A 16404-nucleotide genomic window follows, 5' to 3' on the forward strand; every position below is an offset into this window, starting at 1 on the left:
TACGGGATGCTGGCTGCAAAAGGCCATCGGCAACACCTGTATCCCCAATGGCAGGAGGCCTTCATGGCCGATGGTTTAAAGACCCCATCTGAGATAGCCTTGAAGGCATGAATTGTTTTTCAGGGTTGCACATCTGGCAGCAGGGTTTGCAGCACCTGAACCACTTCTCTGATGGCCGGGACATCCAATCCATCCTGGCGCACCACCAGCCGGATGTCCCGATGCATGGGGAACACCAGTGGAGCAACAGCAGTGTTGGCAGGCAGATAATCCAGAGCCATTCGGGCGGTCAGGCAGGCCCCGATGCCCTCCTTGACCATGTTGTACATGGTGAGGTCGTCCTGCACCCAGATGATTTCTGCCGGGGTGATCTGGTGGGTGGTCAGGTACCCTTGAATGCGCAGGGTGCAATCGCAATCCCGGGTGACAATCAGGGTTTTTCCCTGAAGGTCTGCAGGGTCAACAGGCCTGCTGAGCTGCCAGTGTTGGGGCAAAAGGACCACAAAAGGATCCTGAAAGAGGGGCCAGGAGGTGAAGCCCTCTGCCTCTCCATTGGGAACGAAAGCCAGATCCGCTTTGCCCTGGTGCAGTGGAGCAAGCAGGTTTTCTTCGTAGCAGATGGTGCATTCCAGGAGTTCAAGCTGCAAATCAGGATGGTGCTTTTTCAGATGGGCCATCAGTGCAGGCATGATCTGGCTGGAAATGCTGCGAAACAGGGAAATCCTCAGGGTGCCTTGCAGGCTTCCTCTGGACAGGGCCACCTCCTGATCGATGCTTTCCAGGGCTTGCAGGGCGATCCGGGCATGCCTGACCACCTGTTCTCCCAGTACAGTCAATTGGGAACCCAGTGGTCCCCGCAGCAGCAAGCGGCTCTGGTGGTGCTTTTCCAGCGCTTGCACGGCCTCACTCACCGAAGATTGCGACATCTGCAGTGCACTGGCCGCTCTGGAGAGGCTTCCGGTGTCTGCAACGGCAATCAGGGCTTTCAACTGGTGCAGCTTCATTTTTCCATTTTAGCCAGGGCAACCCGAGGTCTTCTGGGCATGTTCTGACATCCCCTGTGAGATCTGTTTCAAGGTTCTGTGTGCCGTTCTGGAGAGGCAACAGACCTGTACTTCTCCTCCAGATGTTCAGGAGCTTTTTCATGCAAACCCTCACCCTTTTTGACGTTCAGGAAGCCGCTCTGCGGATCAAGCCCCATGTTCACCGTACCCCTGTGCTTTCCTCGCAGACCCTCAATGCCCTGTGTGACCGGGAACTGTGGTTCAAAGCAGAACACCTGCAAAAAACCGGCAGTTTCAAGGTGCGTGGGGCCATGAATGCTGCCCTGCAACTGGAAAACCCAAAGGGCTTGCTGACCCGCTCCAGTGGCAACCATGCCCAGGGGGTGGCCCTGGCTGCCCGCACGCTGGGCATTCCCTGCATCGTGGTGATGCACGAAGATGCCAGCGAATTGAAGAAAGAGGCTGTGCGCTCTTATGGAGCGACTGTGGTGGATGCTGGCGTCACCCATCTGAATGCAGACCAGAAGGTGCAGGAGTTGATTGCCCAGACGGGTTTCACTTTTCTGCATGCCTACGAAAACCTGCAGGTGATGACCGGACAGGGCACCCAGGCTCTTGAACTTTTTGAGCAGATCTCTGCCCCGGATGCTGTGCTGGTCGCTGTCGGGGGAGGGGGGATGATCAGCGGGATTGCCACGGTGGTGAAAGCCCTGTGGCCCCAGACCCTGGTGCTGGGGGTGGAGCCTGAACGCGCCAACGATGCCCAGCAAAGCCTGCGCAAAGGAGAGAGGGTGACTTTGCCTGCCGCTCCAGACACCATTGCAGATGCCGTGCGCCCCCTCACGCCCGGTGCCCTGACGTTCCCAGTGATGCAGCGTCTGGTGGACGACATTCTGACAGTCAGCGAGGAAACCATTCTGGAAGCCCAGACCCTGATGATGCGCCACCTCAAGCAGGTGGTGGAACCCACTGCGGCTTTGCCTCTGGCCGCCCTGCTGGAACACAAAGACTTGCCCAAACGTCTGGCCCTGTTTGTTTGCGGAGGCAACTGGCTTCCCTGAGCACAACAGAAGACCGCACTTTTTGGGTGCGGTCTTCTGCGAAAAGCCGATTTTATTGCTTCTCGAAGATCAGTTTCACAAAGGAACGGGCTGGTACTTCCAGAGTGCTTCCCAGCGGGAACTGGATGTTCGGTGCCTCATCTTTGACAACCTGCTCGGTGAAGCCTTCTGCTGCAGAGAGCTTCCAGCCTGCCAGATCGGTTTGAATGGTTTTGCTGGACGTTGCAGGATTCATCAGCAACAGTTGCAGTTTCCCGTCCCGCTCTACCGCATGGGACCACAGGGAGGGGTCACTGGGGGTCACTTTCAGGCTGCTGCCATAAAAGTCTTTCAGCATCTGGAAAGCGTAATAGGTCGGTCTGTAAGTGAAATCATCCCCGATCAGGCCGTGTCCCTGGGTGCCCTGCAGAGCGAAATAGTTGATCAGTTGCATGCCGCCCTCTGCCAGACGAAGGGTGGATTCGATGGCCCACAGTGCTGCCACCTGATCGGCAAGGTGACGGTAGCTGGGGGATCGCCAGCTGAGGCCCAGTTCGGTCATGCCCAGTTCGATTTTGCGCTGGTACCCCAGAGGGTTGCGCTCAGGATCTTTCCAGAGGTTCTTGTAAAACTCCAGGTCATTGCTGACCCCATTCACGCTGTTCAGGGCGAATTCTTCGGTGGCAGAGCCGTCCGTGGGGTATTCGTGCCAGCTCAGCACATCCACGATGTCGCCGCACTTTTTCACAAACCCCTCCACAAAGAAGCGGTTGCCTGCCCCGGAGATGCTGGGACCAATGAGTTTGATGGTGGGATCCACTTTCAGCATGGCTTCCCGCTGGGCCCGGAAGGTGTCGCAGTATTTTTCGGGGGTCCAGCTGGGGTCTCCACGGTTTACGGCATACAGGTCCGGTTCATTGCCAATTTCCCAGTACAGCACGGGAATTTCAAATGCCTTTGCCAGTTTCACCAGATTGGCGGCATCTTCTGGCGTGTTTTCTGCTCTGGTCTCGTTGGCACGGGCGAAAACACGGGTCTGAATCACCACTCTGGGTTTGTTCAAAAGCAGCCAGTTGTTTTTCAGGCCGGTGAAGTTGACCTCACCCATGTTGTATTCATCCCCGATGTTGCCTCCGGGGAAACGGATCACCCTGGGACCCAGCGACTGAAAATCTTTCAGGAACTCGATGATGTTCATGAAGTTCCCAAAATTGAAACCGCTGACCTGATCGGGGCTGATGGTGCTGGGGGTGGTTTCCAGTTTGAAGCTGACGTGCTGGGCCACTGCAAAGCTGCCCAGCAGCAGTCCCAGGGAAACAAAAGCCGTCTTGAAGGGGTTCTGGCGCAGTCTGGTCATGTTTTGTCCTTTGCCCCAGTGTACAGCACATGAAAGCGTTTTCGTGGGTGGGGTTTGCTGGGTCAGAACACTGGTGTAGATGGGTGGCTTTGCCCATCTTTTTTCAACGTTCTTTCAAGGGTGGCAAAAACAACATGACCCCTCCTCAGGTTCAGAGGAGGGGTCATGGGTCAGGCATTATCTGGGGACCTGTCTCAGCACTTCCCGGTACAGCGCGTCCTCGTCTTCTGCAATGCCCAGTTTGGAGAAGGTTTTGAGCATGCCCTTGATGTCGCGCCTGAGCAGGATTTCGGCCTGCGGATTTTCCCGAAAGCGGATCATCTGCGGGAAATCGATGGCATAGACTTTCCCCTCGTGCCAGAGCAAATTGAAGGTCGAAAAATCTCCGTGAACCCTGCCCATTCTGGCAAAGCCCCGCAGGATGTTTTTGGCCTGCTCGAAAGCGCTGCGGGCTTCTTCTTTTGACAGGTGAAGGTCTGAAAGCCTGGGGGCCGCGCCATCTTCGGTGCCGATGAACTCCATGACGATCACATTGCCGTTCCAGGCGATGGGTTTTGGCACTGCAATCCCCTGGTGGTGCAGGGCATGCAATTCCCTGAATTCCTGCTCCACCCACAGCACCAGCTGGGCATTGATCCCCACGTTGGTGCGGTCCTGGATGGCTTTTTCGATGCGGACATCGGCAACAAAACGGCCTTCACGGTACACGCTGTCGTTGCGGAAGGACCTGGCCCGGATGTCTGCATAGACTTTCACGGCGACCAGTCCTTGCTGTGAGGTGGCCACATACACGGTGGCCTCTTTGCCCTGCTGCAATTGCCAGATGATGTCCTGAATGAAACCCCGTTCAAAGAGCTCCTGCAGGGTGTGGTCTGCGAACCTGTCCAGAGAGGTGTTTTTCTCTTTGTGTTCGGTCAGGTCCTTGATGCGGCGTTTGCTGGAGGTTTTGCGGGTGTTGGTTTTGCTGAATTTTTCCCGGGTGTCGGGGTAATCGTCGTAACGCAAGAGGATTCTCCTGAGAGCCATCCTCCTTCAGGGCAAAATTCCGCTGTCTTCACAGCAGGCGGTTTGAACGCACTGGAATGTGGAAAACAGGTCTGTCAGAAGGACGGCTGAAGTGATGAAAAGGCTTGTGGCATCTGGCCGTTCAGTGAAAAAACAGTCGTGTTGTTGCTGCCCATTGCACCACCTCCTCTTGCAAGTTCCGGGTGTCTCCCGGTTTGCAATGCCAGAACTTCAATCTGACCGTGTGATAAAGACAGTGTACTGGCTCACCTTGCATTTGTCTTAGGCAATAAAGCGGATGCTTCAAAATCCAGTCGGGTGCACCATGAAGTCACCATGGACAACATTCGGAACTGATTTCCTGTCATCCCCAGAGCTGCAGAGGCAGACCTGTACAGCACTGACCTTTAAAAACGGTGAGAAGAGGCCCAAACTGGCCTCAAGCAGACTGGGGCATAACTTCCGAACGGCCTCCATTTCAGGTGTTAAAATATGATTTAAGCAATGCAGACCATGGACATGAACCACCTCCCCTGACACCCAGAGGAGGGAGACTGCTCGTTTTTGTCGGAGGACACGACCATAGAGAAAGTACACGGAAACCTGCAAGGCCTGAAAACCAACCAAGTCAAATTGCTCTCGAACCTTTACCGCCGCAAGGTGCCCCCAGGAATGGTGGTCACCCCGGAACTGGCCCGGGCCATGAGCGAACTCAGCGCAGAAATCCGCCGTGAGGTCGCCGTGATCATTGACCGCCGGGGCCATGTGCTGACCGTTTCTGTCGGAGACGCGTCTGCCACCGACCTGCCCCCGGTCAAGCACAGCGAGAACCGCTTGAGCGGCTTCCATCTGGTGCACACCCATCCCAGAGGGGGGGCTTTAAGCAAATCTGACCTCTCCACCCTGTTCCTGAACCGCCTGGATGCCATCTGTGCCATCGAGGTGAAAGACGCCCTGCCTGTCAAAGCCCATGTGGCCCACCTCACCCCGCCCAATTCGGCGCTGGAAGAGGAAGACTGGCGCATCCTGGTGCCCCAGACCCTCCACGAACTGGAAGAATGGGATCTGCAGGGTCAGGTTCGGGCACTCGAAGAGGAGTTTGCCCGCTTCAAGGACCTCAAAAAACAGAAAAAAGACGCCGAGCGTGCCCTGCTGGTGCAGGTGGACTCCGGTGAATTCGACGCCGAGGACCGCCTGGTGGAACTCAGTGAACTGGCCCGCACAGCAGGCGCTGTGGTGGTGCACAAGGAACTGGTGTTCCGCAAGCACCTCAACCCCTCCAGTGTGATTGGCAAAGGGAAACTGGAAGAACTGACCTCCCGTGCCTACCACCTGGATGCCAGCATGATCATCTTTGGGCAGGAACTTTCACCTGCTCAGGCCAGGGAAATCGAGAACGTCACCAACCTGAAGATTCTGGACCGCACCCAGCTCATTCTGGACATCTTCGCCCTGCACGCCAGTGGCACAGAGTCCAAACTGCAGGTGGAACTGGCCCAGTTGCGCTACATGAAACCCAGACTGCTTGGGAAAGGCACCCAGCTTTCCAGGATCGGGGGTTCGGGTGGATCAGCAGGCGGGGCCATCGGAACCAGAGGACCGGGGGAAACCAAGCTGGAGCTGGACCGCCGGTACATCAACGACCGGATTTCCGAACTGGACAACCACATTGAAGGCCTCTCCCGCAGGCGTGAAGAACACCGCAAAGCCCGTGCCAGAAACCGCATCCCGGTGGTGGGCATTGTGGGCTACACCAACGCCGGGAAAAGCACCCTGCTCAACGCCCTGATCAACCAGCGCGAAGAGAAAAAGGTGCTGGCAGAGAACAAGCTGTTCGCCACCCTGCGCCCCACCAGCCGTCAGGTGTTCCTGCAGAACTACGGACAGGTGATCCTCACCGACACTGTGGGATTCATCCGTGACCTGCCAAAAGATCTGGCAAGGGCGTTTAAAGCCACCCTGGAAGAAATTGGCGATGCCAACCTGCTGATGCACGTTCTGGACGCCAGTGCCCCTGATTTTGAAATCAAATACCAGTCCGTGGAGAACATCCTGAAAGAACTCGAACTTACAGACATTCCTGTGCTGGTGGTGCTCAATAAAGCAGACCAGGCCACACAGGAGCGCCTGGAGGCCCTGAAGGACCGCTATGCCGGACTGGTGGTGTCGGCCATGACCGGAGAGGGTATCATGGATCTGAAGAGAGAACTGATCGGGGTGCTCACCCGCCACGGCCTGGAAACCAGTCAGCCCGAATTTATGGGAACGCTGAACGCGTACTCCTCGTAATATCCACTGAACAGGAGGTATCACATGTCTTTTCTTGACAACTTGGCCAAAGGACTGAAAAACGCACTGGACGTTGCCAAAACCAAAGGTGAAGAAGCCGCCCAGTACAGCAAAGCCCGTTATGAACTCTTTCAACTGAACCGGGATCTGGACGCCACCTACAACAAACTGGGCAAACAGGTGTTCAACTCCAACACCCTGGAAGGCACCGGCGAATTCTTCGCAGAAGTGCGCCGCCTGCAGGCCGAAATTGCCCAGAAGGAAGAAGACCTGCGCGAAATTGGCCAGAAGAACCCCGAAGCCGCCGAGGAAGCCGAAGCCGCCATTCAGGCAGAAGCAGCCAGCCAGGAAGCCAGTTACACCCCCCCAGGCACTGCAGCTGCAGATTCTGGCACCCAGAACCCCGGTCCGGTCAACACCACCAAGTCCGACGAATAAACGGGGAACAACCCCCAGACAGACACTTTGACATGAGATCCCTCACCTTCGGATGGGGGATTTTTGGTGTCTGCCAGCAAAAATGAATGGGGTACTGGACCTGCCGAAAAGTTTACAGTTCACAGTCTACAGTTCACAGCAAGATCCATCGGTGTGCTTTGATGTCTTTTGGTTCTGACAGAGCAGGAATGCCTGAGCAGCTCAGGGAAGTGCGCTTTATTGCGCTTTATGTGGTGTGCTGACGGCTGAAAGCTCTGGATGAAGTATATTGATGAAACTTTGGGAGCTTTCCTGACCGCCCTGAATGCTGTGTTGCCCGTGTTCATCCTGATCGGGATTGGGGCTTTGCTGGCCCGGTCCTTTAAGGGACTGGACATTTCCACACTGGCACGGGTCACCCTGTATGCCGGGATTCCAGCAGTGGTGTTTCAGTCGATTCGCAAGGCAGAAATCCCCCTGAACCTGACCCTCAGCCTGACCCTGGGATATGTGCTGTACCTGGTTTTGCTGGGCATCCTGACTTACGCCACCACCAGAGACCTGCCAAAAGTGCAGTCCCGTTCGGTGATTGCTGCAGCCCTGTTCGGGAATTCGGGGAACATGGGACTTCCCATTGCGCTTTTCGCTTATGGTCAGACGGGTCTGGAACGGGGGATGGTGCTTTTTGTGGTTTCCATCATCGTGATGTACATCGGCTCTCCGATGCTGCTGGCCGGAACCCGCAATGTCCAAGAGAACATCAAACGCACCCTGACGATGCCCCCCATTCCTGCTGCCGTGCTGGGCATCCTCTTCAACGTCCTGAACTGGGAGGTTCCAGTGTTCATGGACCGGGGGGTGCAGTTGCTGGCAGACACGGCTTTGCCCATGATGCTCCTGACCCTGGGGATGCAAACCTTTCGTTCCTGGAGCTGGGCCATTGATCTGGTGGCGGTCCGAACCTCCCTGCTGCGTTTTCTGGGGGGTGGGGTGATCACCTATCTGGTGTGCATGTTGCTGGGCCTGAGGAATCTGGATCTGGCCATGATGATGCTGGGGGCCATGATGCCCGCAGCCGTGACCACCTTTGTGGTGGCTGTGGAGGTCGGCGGAGACGTGCATGTGATTGCTCGCACGGTGGTGCTCTCCACGGTTTTGTCTCTGGGTCTGATCACCCTGACTGTGATGTTCTTCCCGGCCTGATCTTGCTGACCCTTTTGACCCTGAAATCGTAAAAATGCTGTCATTGACGGGTTATGCCCGTGTGCATACAATGAAGCAACTTGCACAACAACTGAAACAGAGGAGGGGGAATGGCCGTATTGTTGCGTATTTCTGCTTTCATCGACACCATCAATGACCGCATTGGCAAGGTGGTGCTGTGGTTGATTCTGCTGTCGGTGCTGGTCTCATCCGGGAACGCTGTGATCCGCAAGGTGTTCGGGGTGAGTTCCAACGCCTGGCTGGAAGCCCAGAGTTACATGTTTTCCATGGTGTTTTTGCTGATGGGGGGATATGCCCTGCTCTATGACCGCCATGTGCGGGTGGATTTGCTGTACACCCGCTATTCGCCCAGAACCAGAGCGATTTTGAACCTGGTGGGAAGCCTGTTCTTTTTGCTTCCCACAGCTTTTTGCATCGTGTATTTCTCCTGGCCGCAACTGATCGAGTCTTACCACATCAGGGAGATGTCTCCAGACGCTGGAGGACTGCCCAGATGGCCCATCAAACTGATGATTCCGGTGGGTTTTGCCCTCTTGATGCTGCAGGCCCTTTCAGAGGCCATCAAGAACGCGGCTTTCCTGGCTGGAAAATACCAGTTCAAGCAGGATGAAGAGGAAGAGGCGGTGGTGGCCTGATGGATTGGGGTGCGATTCTTCCTCCGGCGATGTTTGTGAGTTTGATTGTGTTTCTGCTGCTGGGTTACCCCGTGGCTTTTTCCATCGGGGCTGTGGGGTTGCTGTTTGGGTTCATTGGGGTGGAACTTGATGTCTTCAAGTGGCAGTTCCTCAGCGGTCTGCCCCTGCGCATCACCGGAACCATGTTCAACCAGACCTTGCTGGCAATTCCCTTTTTCACCTTCATGGGCCTGATTCTGGAGCGCTCGGGCATGGCCGAAGAACTGCTGGACACCATGGGGCAGCTTTTCGGCAAGGTGCGCGGAGGTCTGGCTTACGCGGTGATTTTTGTGGGGGCCTTGCTGGCAGCAACCACAGGCGTGGTGGCCGCCTCAGTGATTGCCATGGGCCTGATTTCCCTGCCCATCATGATGCGTTACGGCTATTCCACCCGCCTGGCCACCGGGGTGATTGCTGCCTCTGGAACCCTGGCACAGATCATCCCACCCAGCCTGGTTTTGATTGTGATGGCAGACCAGCTTGGAGCCTCTGTCGGAGACATGTACCGGGGGGCCATGGTTCCTGGCCTGATCCTGACCGGAATGTATGTGCTATACGTGCTGATCACCACCATCGTGAACCCCAAAAGTGCCCCGGCCCTTCCTGAAGAGGCACGCAAGGTCAGGGGATTTGCCCTGTTCCTGCAGGCCATGCGGGTGATGGTTCCCCCACTGGTCCTGATTTTCCTGGTGCTGGGCACCATCTTCTTTGGTCTTGCCACCCCCACAGAAGGCGGTGCGATGGGTGCAGTTGGGGCCATCATCCTGGCAATGCTCAACAAGCGCCTGAGCTACAAATTGCTCTGGCAGGCCATGCAGCAGACTGCCTCCCTGACCACCTTTGTGGTGTTCATCCTGCTGGGATCCACGGTGTTCAGCCTGGTGTTCCAGGGGGTGTACGGCTCTGACTGGGTGGATTCCCTGATGACCAGCATTCCGGGCGGCAAGATCGGCTTCCTGATCTTTGTGAACATCTTCGTGTTCATGCTGGCCTTCTTCCTGGACTTCTTCGAGATTGCCTTCATTGTGATTCCGCTCTTGAAACCCGTGATGGATTCTCTGGGCATCAGCCCTTACTACTTCGGGGTGCTGATCGGTGTGAACCTGCAGACCAGTTTCATGCACCCGCCATTCGGGTTTGCTTTGTTTTATTTGCGCAGTGTGGCCCCTAAGAACATCAAGACCATCGACATTTACTGGGGAGCAGTGCCTTTTGTGGTGATCCAGGTGATCATGGTGGGCCTCTTGATTGCCTTTCCGGTGCTGGTGCTGCGCTGGATTCAGTAGCTGGATTCAGGACAGGGTCCAGCAAGAAAGACCGGGAACTTCCCGGTCTTTCTTTGTTTTGCGGTTTATTTCTTCAGGAAGGCGTACTGCTCGAATCCCAGATCGGTGGTGGCAGACCAGCGGTAGGAGTCGGTGCGGAATTTCTTCCACTGGGTGTAGACCTTCTTGTATTTGGCGTCCTTGGCAGCGTCTTCCTCGTACAGGTCGAAGGAGGCTTTCATGGCTGCGTCCATGATGGCGTTGGAATACTTGCGCAGCTTGACCCCTTTCTGCACCAGACGTTGCAGGGCAGCAGGGTTCAGGGCGTCGTATTTGGCCAGCATGTGCAGGTTGGCTTCTGCGGAGGCCACCTCAAAGGCAAGCTGGTACTCTTTGGGCAGCTTCTTCCACTCGTCCGAGTTCACAATGAAAGACAGTCCAGGACCCGCTTCCCACCATCCGGGGTAGTAGTAGTACTTGGCAATCTTGTAAAAGCCCAGTTTTTCATCGTCGTAAGGCCCGACCCATTCGGTGGCATCGATGGTGCCACGTTCCAGGGCAGGGTAGATGTCGCCTCCGGCAATGGTCTGGGGAACGGCTCCCAGTCGGGCCATCACCTGACCGCCCAGGCCGGGAATGCGCATCTTCAGGCCTTTGAGGTCTGCCAGTCCTTTGACTTCTTTCTTGAACCAGCCACCCATCTGGGCTCCGGTGTTGCCGCCAGGGAAGTTGATGCATTTGAAGTCTGCATAAACGTCCCTGAGCAGTTCCAGACCGCCTCCGTAGTACAGCCAGGCGTTCTGCTGGCGTGCGGTCAAACCGAAGGGAACGGAGGTGTCAAAGGCCAATGTGGGGCTTTTCCCCACAAAGTAATACCCTGCGGTGTGGCCCACCTCTACGGTGCCTGCCTGCACGGCGTCAAGCACCTGCAGACCGGGAACCACTTCTCCTGCTGCAAAAGTTTTGATCTGAAATTTGCCATCTGTGAGCTCACTGACCCGTTTGGCCAGCATGTCTGCAGCACCGAAAATCGTGTCCAGGCTCTTGGGGAAACTGGACACCAGCCGCCAGCGGATGGTCGGACTGGTCTGGGCATGAACCGTTCCAAAGGTGGAACTGGCTGCCACAGCAGCACCGGTGATGCCTGCTTTCTTGAGGAAATCGCGACGTTTCATTCTTCCTCCCTCTTTAAATTGTGCTTAGATGTACAAGTGCAATTATAACCAAATTTTCACCTCTGGCAACCCTGCAAAAAAGCCTTAAGATCGGGGTTTTCCTTGATTGCCAGCTTCAGAAAACCAGCAAAAAAATCCCCGAGACATTCTCGGGGATATGGAGTTTTGAAGTTTAAACGCGAGCGGGGACTTTGAGCTGGGGCTCAAGGGCTTCATAGAACTTCTTGAAGCCAGCGAAATCCAGTTGCTGCTCGTTGTCGCTGAGGGCCGTGGCGGGGCTGGGGTGCACTTCCACGTGGATGCCGTCTGCACCGCAGGCCAGGGCGGCTTTGGCAAGGGGAATCAGCAGGTCGCGGCGGCCAGCAGCGTGGGTGACATCCACCACCACAGGCAGGTGGGTTTCCTGCTTGGCGAGGGCCACAGCGCTGAGGTCCAGGGTGTTGCGGGTCCACTTTTCGTAGGTGCGGATGCCGCGTTCGCAGAGGATCACGTTGGGGTTGCCTTCGGAGAGGATGTACTCTGCAGCATACAGCCACTCTTCCATGGTGGCACTCAGGCCACGCTTGAGCAGCACGGGCTTTTTGGCCTTGCCGACTTCACGCAGCAGGGCGAAGTTGTGCATGTTGCGTGCGCCCACCTGCAGGATGTCGGCGTATTCGGCAACAATCTCCACGTCTCTGGTGTCCATCACTTCGGTGACGAAGTACTGGCTGTTGGCACGGGAAGCGCGGCTGCCCAGGATCAGACCGTCCACGCCCATGCCCTGGAAGCCGTAAGGGCTGGTGCGGGGCTTGTAGGCACCTCCACGCAGGATTTTGATGCCGTATCCAGCGAGGTATTCGGCGGTGCTGTCCATTTGCTCTTCGGATTCGATGGAGCAGGGACCGGCGATCAGGAAAGGTGCATTGCCGCCCCCCACCTGCAGGTCGCCAATCTGAACCACGGTGTCGTCTTTCTTGGTTTTGCGGGACACCAGCAGCACTTTTTTGTCTTGCTGCTCCTCGAGGTCCAGGCTGGCCTTGAAGATCTCTTTGAAGAGCTTTTTGATGGTGGCTTCGGGGTAGGGGCCTTTGTTGGCTTTGCTGAGGTCTTTCAGCATCTGTTCTTCACGGGCCGGGTCGTAGTGTGACAGGCCCTGTTGGGATTGTGCTTCACCGATTTTCACAACGACTTCTGCACGTCTGGAAAGCAGTTCCAGGATCTGCAGGTTGATTGCGTCGATCTCTGCGCGTAGAGAGTTGATCTCGTCCATGCGGATCAGTCTATTTCTGTGGCCCATCACAAGGTAGCAAGTACGCTAAACAAGTTCTATACAAAGATGTCCACAAAGGCCTGTGATTTTTCCCCTGCAGCCAGCAAAAACTTGACGTAACACGTACACTAAATACTGCACAGTAACTTAAGGTTTATGTGCAATCTTTAGAAACATAAATTTACTGTTCCAGAGCGCTTTCCTGGGTTTTGGGTGTTCCTATTCTAGCAAGCAGGATCCCCAGTTCATAGAGCACATACAGGGGAACAGCCAGCATCAACATGTTCACAGGGTCAGGGGTGGGGGTGATGATGGCGGCCAGAATCAACAGCACCACCACGGCATACCGTCTCCAGCTTCCCATCAGTTGGTGGGTCACGATGCCCAGTCTGGCCAGCACAAAAGCCAGAATCGGCAGTTCAAACGCCAGACCAAAGGTCAGCAGGTAAGACAGCATCTGCCCGATGTACTGCCCCAGGTTCAGGTTCACCACAAAAGACACATCCAGACCTGCACCTAAAAAATCAATCATGAACGGCAGGGCTTTGGGCAAAAACACAAAGTAACAGAAAGCCGTTCCGGTCAGGAACGCCAGCAAGGCCCACAGGATCATGGGAATGGCCCACCTGCGTTCGCTGTCATAGAGGCCCGGAGCCACAAACAGCCAGATCTGGTGCAGGATGAAGGGCAGCGAAAGGATCAGACCGCCCCACATGGCAATGGAGAAACTCATGAACAGCTGATCCGTCACCTGGGTGACCATCAGGTTGCTGCTGGTTTTGGTGAAAGTCAGGGGATACTGCAGAAAATCAATGATTTTCGCCCGGTAGTTCCAGGCCACCCCCGAGCCCACAACCCAGAACCCAAGCGCCCAGAAGATGCGAATGCGCAATTCTTCCAGGTGTTCGAGCAGGGGGGCTTCAGCGTTTGCGGTCTTCTTGGTCATGCTTCTCCCAGTTTAACGGACAAAGTTAAGAAGAAACCTCAACATCATCCAAAAACAGGTGGCCTGCCTTTGCAGACAGACCACCTGAAGATTGTGCGTTTAAGCGTTCTTGGGCGCTTCTTTTGGGGCTTCAGGTTCGTCCTTGAAGCTGGATTCCAGATCGTCGCGCATTTCCTTGGTGCCCTTCTTGAACTCGCGGATGCCCTGTCCCAGACTCTTGCCCAGCTCGGGGAGCTTTTTGGGTCCGAAGATCAGAAGCACGGCGATCAGGATCAGAATGATTTCACCGGGGCCTAGGTTCATGTCAACCTCCTACTGCTTAGAATGCCTGCCTCGGGTGAAAGTTCCCTGAAACAGTGACCTTGATCAAGGCCATGCACCTTTTCATTGTGCCTGTTTTTGATGAGGGTTGCCAGGGACAATGTTGCTTTCAGGAATTCTTGGCGCTCTGGGCCTGCAACCACGCGTGTAACACCGCATGTTTCTGGCTGACTTTTTCATGGTGCTGTTCCCAGAAACGGCGGGCGTAATCGTCGATGTTGCGCTGTCTGCCGCGTGCCACGCCCAGAGAACCTTCGGGGACATCCTGGGTGACCACGCTTCCAGCGGCAATCATGGCCCCTGCTCCAACTTCCACCGGAGCGACCAGCACAGAGTTGCTGCCAATGAAGGCCCCATCGCCAATCACGGTTTTGAACTTGCCAATCCCGTTGTAGTTGGCGGTGATGGTGCCCGCCCCGACGTTGACCTCGCGGCCCACGGTGGCGTCTCCCAGGTAGGAAAGGTGACCGGCTTTGGCCCCTTCCAGCAGGCGTGCATTCTTGACCTCTACAAAGTTTCCCACGTGCACGTCTTTTTCCAGCACGGCACCGGGCCTCAGGCGGGCAAAAGGACCTGCGTCTGCCCCGGAATGCACCTCGGCACCTTCCAGAACGGTGTGGCTCTTGATGGTCACGCCATCTTGCACCACGCTGTCCTCGATCACACTGTAGGCCCCGACGCGCACATCCTCACCCAGAACGGTTTTCCCCTTCAGAACCGCACCGGGTTCGATCAGGCTGTCCCGGCCAATCCTGACGGTGTCCTCGATGTAGGTGCTCTGGGGATCCACGAGGGTCACACCAGAACGCATGTGCTGCTCGTTGATGCGCCTGCGCATGATCAGGTCGGCTTCTGCCAGTTGCACGCGGTCATTGGAACCGGACAGTTCAGAGGCATCCTGAATCTTGAAGCCCTCCACCCTGGCTCCTTCCTGGCGGTAGAGTTCCAGGATGTCGGTCAGGTAGTACTCGTTGGCAGCGTTGCTGTTGCCAATTTGCTCGACCAGTTCCAGCGCTCTGGGGTTGAACAGGTAAACACCGCTGTTGAACTCGCGGATTTTCTTCTCTTCAGGACTGGCGGCTTTTTCTTCCACGATGCGCTCTACGGCACCGTCTGGACCCCGCACGATGCGACCATAACCGGTGGCATCGTGCAGATCTGCGGTCAGCACAGTCATGCCTGCCTGGGCCGTTTCATGGGAACGGTGCATGTTCTGCAGGGTCTCCAGACGGATCAGGGGGGTGTCTCCATACAGCACCAGCACATCACTGTTGCCAGACAGGTGAGGCACGGCCTGTTTGAAAGCATGGGCGGTGCCCAGTTGCTGGTCCTGGCGGGCAAACACCACGCCAGAAGCTGCAAAGGCCTCCTCCACCTTGTCGGCACCGTGGCCGGTCACCACCACGATTTTCTGGGCTCCCATTTCCTGGGCACGCAACACGCTGTACCCCAGCATGCTGCGACCACACACCGGATGCAAAACTTTGGGGAGTTTCGATTTCATGCGGGTTCCCTGACCCGCGGCCAGAATCACGACTTCAAGCACGGACTTGCTCCTTCACTGTGGTGGGCTCTTTGGGTTCACGAAAAAGCATCACAATGCACCAGAGTACCAGCACTGCGCTCGCAACCTGGGTGAGGGTGAACAGACCGATGCCCACCTTGTCTGGACCTTCCGAGAGGTACACATTGAAGGTCAGGGGGTTGAGCCTGAAGGTTTCTTCCACCACAGAACGCAGAATGCTGTACCACATCACGGTGAGGTAGAACACCTGATAGGCGGTTCTGGTGCGCAGCCAGTAAAACGCCAGCAGCACAATCACGATCCCGATGATCACCCCGTAAAGCTGGGTGAAGTGTACGGGAACCGTCACCAGACCGTTGGTGCAATAGTTGGCCAGGTTTTCAGGGTTGTTGGGATTGCACATGGCGGTGTGGAATCCTTTGGCCCAGTCTGGCCAAACAAAACCAATGGGCAGGCCGGTGGGGCGACCCACGGTGTCAGAGCCGTTCATGATGTTGCCCAGCCGCCCACCAATGATGCCCAGTCCCAGACCAGGAGCCAGCAGGGTGGCGTATTCATAGAAGTTGATTTTGTAGCGCCACTGGTAATACAGGAACACGGCAATGCCAAACAGCAGGCCCCCGTGGATGCTGAGGCCCCCACTGCGCACGTTCACGTAAGCCAGCAAACGCTGCCCCACATCGGTGATGCCCTCAAAAATCTCTGGACTGGTGACCACAAAGACCACGCGTGCCCCGATGACCCCCCAGATCACGGCCCAGAAGATGATGTCGCTGATCAGGTTGCCGTTCAGGCCCCGTTTGACGGCCAGACGCTGGGCAATGATGGCCCCGGCCATGATGCCTGCCATCATCAGCACGCCGTACCAGGCGATGGTGAAACTGCCGATCTGTAAAAAAATTGGATGCAT

General features: G+C 56.2%; 15 protein-coding genes. 6 read left to right on the forward strand and 9 right to left on the reverse strand.

The window, feature by feature from the left end; all coding sequences use genetic code 11:
- Positions 1-119: 119 nt before the first annotated feature.
- On the reverse strand, positions 120-1004 hold the full coding sequence (locus IEY52_RS10015) for a LysR family transcriptional regulator (RefSeq protein ID WP_189002551.1): 885 nt from the start codon (positions 1002-1004) through the stop codon (positions 120-122).
- Between the two features lie 140 nt (positions 1005-1144).
- On the opposite strand from IEY52_RS10015, the gene IEY52_RS10020 reads away from it, so the two are divergent.
- Positions 1145-2065 (forward strand): threonine/serine dehydratase family protein, encoded by a 921-nt coding sequence (locus tag IEY52_RS10020; protein ID WP_189002552.1) that lies wholly within the window; start codon positions 1145-1147, stop codon positions 2063-2065.
- A 52-nt stretch (positions 2066-2117) separates the two neighbouring features.
- Here the strand turns inward: IEY52_RS10020 and IEY52_RS10025 are convergent, their stop codons facing one another.
- Together IEY52_RS10025 and IEY52_RS10030 are read right to left on the reverse strand one after the other, a co-directional pair.
- Positions 2118-3401 carry a glycoside hydrolase family protein gene (locus IEY52_RS10025; protein WP_189002553.1) on the reverse strand — a complete coding sequence of 428 codons (1284 nt, stop codon included), beginning with the start codon at positions 3399-3401 and terminating at the stop codon, positions 2118-2120.
- Positions 3402-3578: 177 nt separating this feature from the next.
- The gene (locus IEY52_RS10030; RefSeq protein WP_189002554.1) at positions 3579-4427 is read right to left on the reverse strand and encodes an RIO1 family regulatory kinase/ATPase domain-containing protein; all 849 of its coding nucleotides are present in this window, start codon (positions 4425-4427) and stop codon (positions 3579-3581) included.
- A gap of 543 nt (positions 4428-4970) precedes the next feature.
- Between IEY52_RS10030 and hflX the strand changes: the two genes are divergently transcribed.
- The 5 genes from hflX (at position 4971) to IEY52_RS10055 (ending at position 10296) form a co-directional block, all read left to right on the forward strand.
- Complete coding sequence (gene hflX, locus IEY52_RS10035; RefSeq protein WP_229684715.1) at positions 4971-6695, forward strand: GTPase HflX; 1725 nt, start codon at positions 4971-4973, stop codon at positions 6693-6695.
- A 24-nt stretch (positions 6696-6719) separates the two neighbouring features.
- On the forward strand, positions 6720-7133 hold the full coding sequence (locus IEY52_RS10040) for a hypothetical protein (RefSeq protein WP_189002555.1): 414 nt from the start codon (positions 6720-6722) through the stop codon (positions 7131-7133).
- Between the two features lie 258 nt (positions 7134-7391).
- On the forward strand, positions 7392-8315 hold the full coding sequence (locus IEY52_RS10045; RefSeq protein WP_189002556.1) for an AEC family transporter: 924 nt from the start codon (positions 7392-7394) through the stop codon (positions 8313-8315).
- A gap of 110 nt (positions 8316-8425) precedes the next feature.
- The gene (locus tag IEY52_RS10050; protein ID WP_189002557.1) at positions 8426-8971 is read left to right on the forward strand and encodes a TRAP transporter small permease subunit; all 546 of its coding nucleotides are present in this window, start codon (positions 8426-8428) and stop codon (positions 8969-8971) included.
- On the forward strand, positions 8971-10296 hold the full coding sequence (locus IEY52_RS10055; RefSeq protein ID WP_189002558.1) for a TRAP transporter large permease: 1326 nt from the start codon (positions 8971-8973) through the stop codon (positions 10294-10296). Before IEY52_RS10050 ends, IEY52_RS10055 begins: the two co-directional genes overlap by 1 nt.
- A gap of 65 nt (positions 10297-10361) precedes the next feature.
- On the opposite strand, the gene IEY52_RS10060 is transcribed toward IEY52_RS10055, so the two are convergent.
- From IEY52_RS10060 to IEY52_RS10085, 6 genes are all read right to left on the reverse strand, one after another.
- A complete protein-coding gene (locus tag IEY52_RS10060) occupies positions 10362-11450 on the reverse strand; it encodes a TRAP transporter substrate-binding protein (protein WP_189002559.1) in 1089 nt (362 codons plus the stop codon).
- 172 nt (positions 11451-11622) lie between these two features.
- Positions 11623-12702, reverse strand: a complete 1080-nt coding sequence (locus IEY52_RS10065) for a bifunctional 3-deoxy-7-phosphoheptulonate synthase/chorismate mutase (RefSeq protein ID WP_189002560.1) — start codon at positions 12700-12702, stop codon at positions 11623-11625.
- 181 nt (positions 12703-12883) lie between these two features.
- Positions 12884-13648 (reverse strand): twin-arginine translocase subunit TatC, encoded by a 765-nt coding sequence (gene tatC / locus IEY52_RS10070; RefSeq protein ID WP_189002561.1) that lies wholly within the window; start codon positions 13646-13648, stop codon positions 12884-12886.
- Between the two features lie 99 nt (positions 13649-13747).
- Complete coding sequence (locus IEY52_RS10075) at positions 13748-13951, reverse strand: Sec-independent protein translocase subunit TatA/TatB (protein WP_189002562.1); 204 nt, start codon at positions 13949-13951, stop codon at positions 13748-13750.
- Between the two features lie 127 nt (positions 13952-14078).
- Positions 14079-15515, reverse strand: a complete 1437-nt coding sequence (gene glmU, locus IEY52_RS10080) for a bifunctional UDP-N-acetylglucosamine diphosphorylase/glucosamine-1-phosphate N-acetyltransferase GlmU (protein ID WP_308425006.1) — start codon at positions 15513-15515, stop codon at positions 14079-14081.
- Entirely contained in the window at positions 15508-16404 is an 897-nt protein-coding gene (locus IEY52_RS10085; protein WP_189002563.1) for a prolipoprotein diacylglyceryl transferase, read from the reverse strand. The genes glmU and IEY52_RS10085 overlap by 8 nt, the downstream gene beginning before the upstream one ends.

This window comes from Deinococcus roseus (assembly GCF_014646895.1).
Lineage (GTDB): Bacteria > Deinococcota > Deinococci > Deinococcales > Deinococcaceae > Deinococcus_C > Deinococcus_C roseus.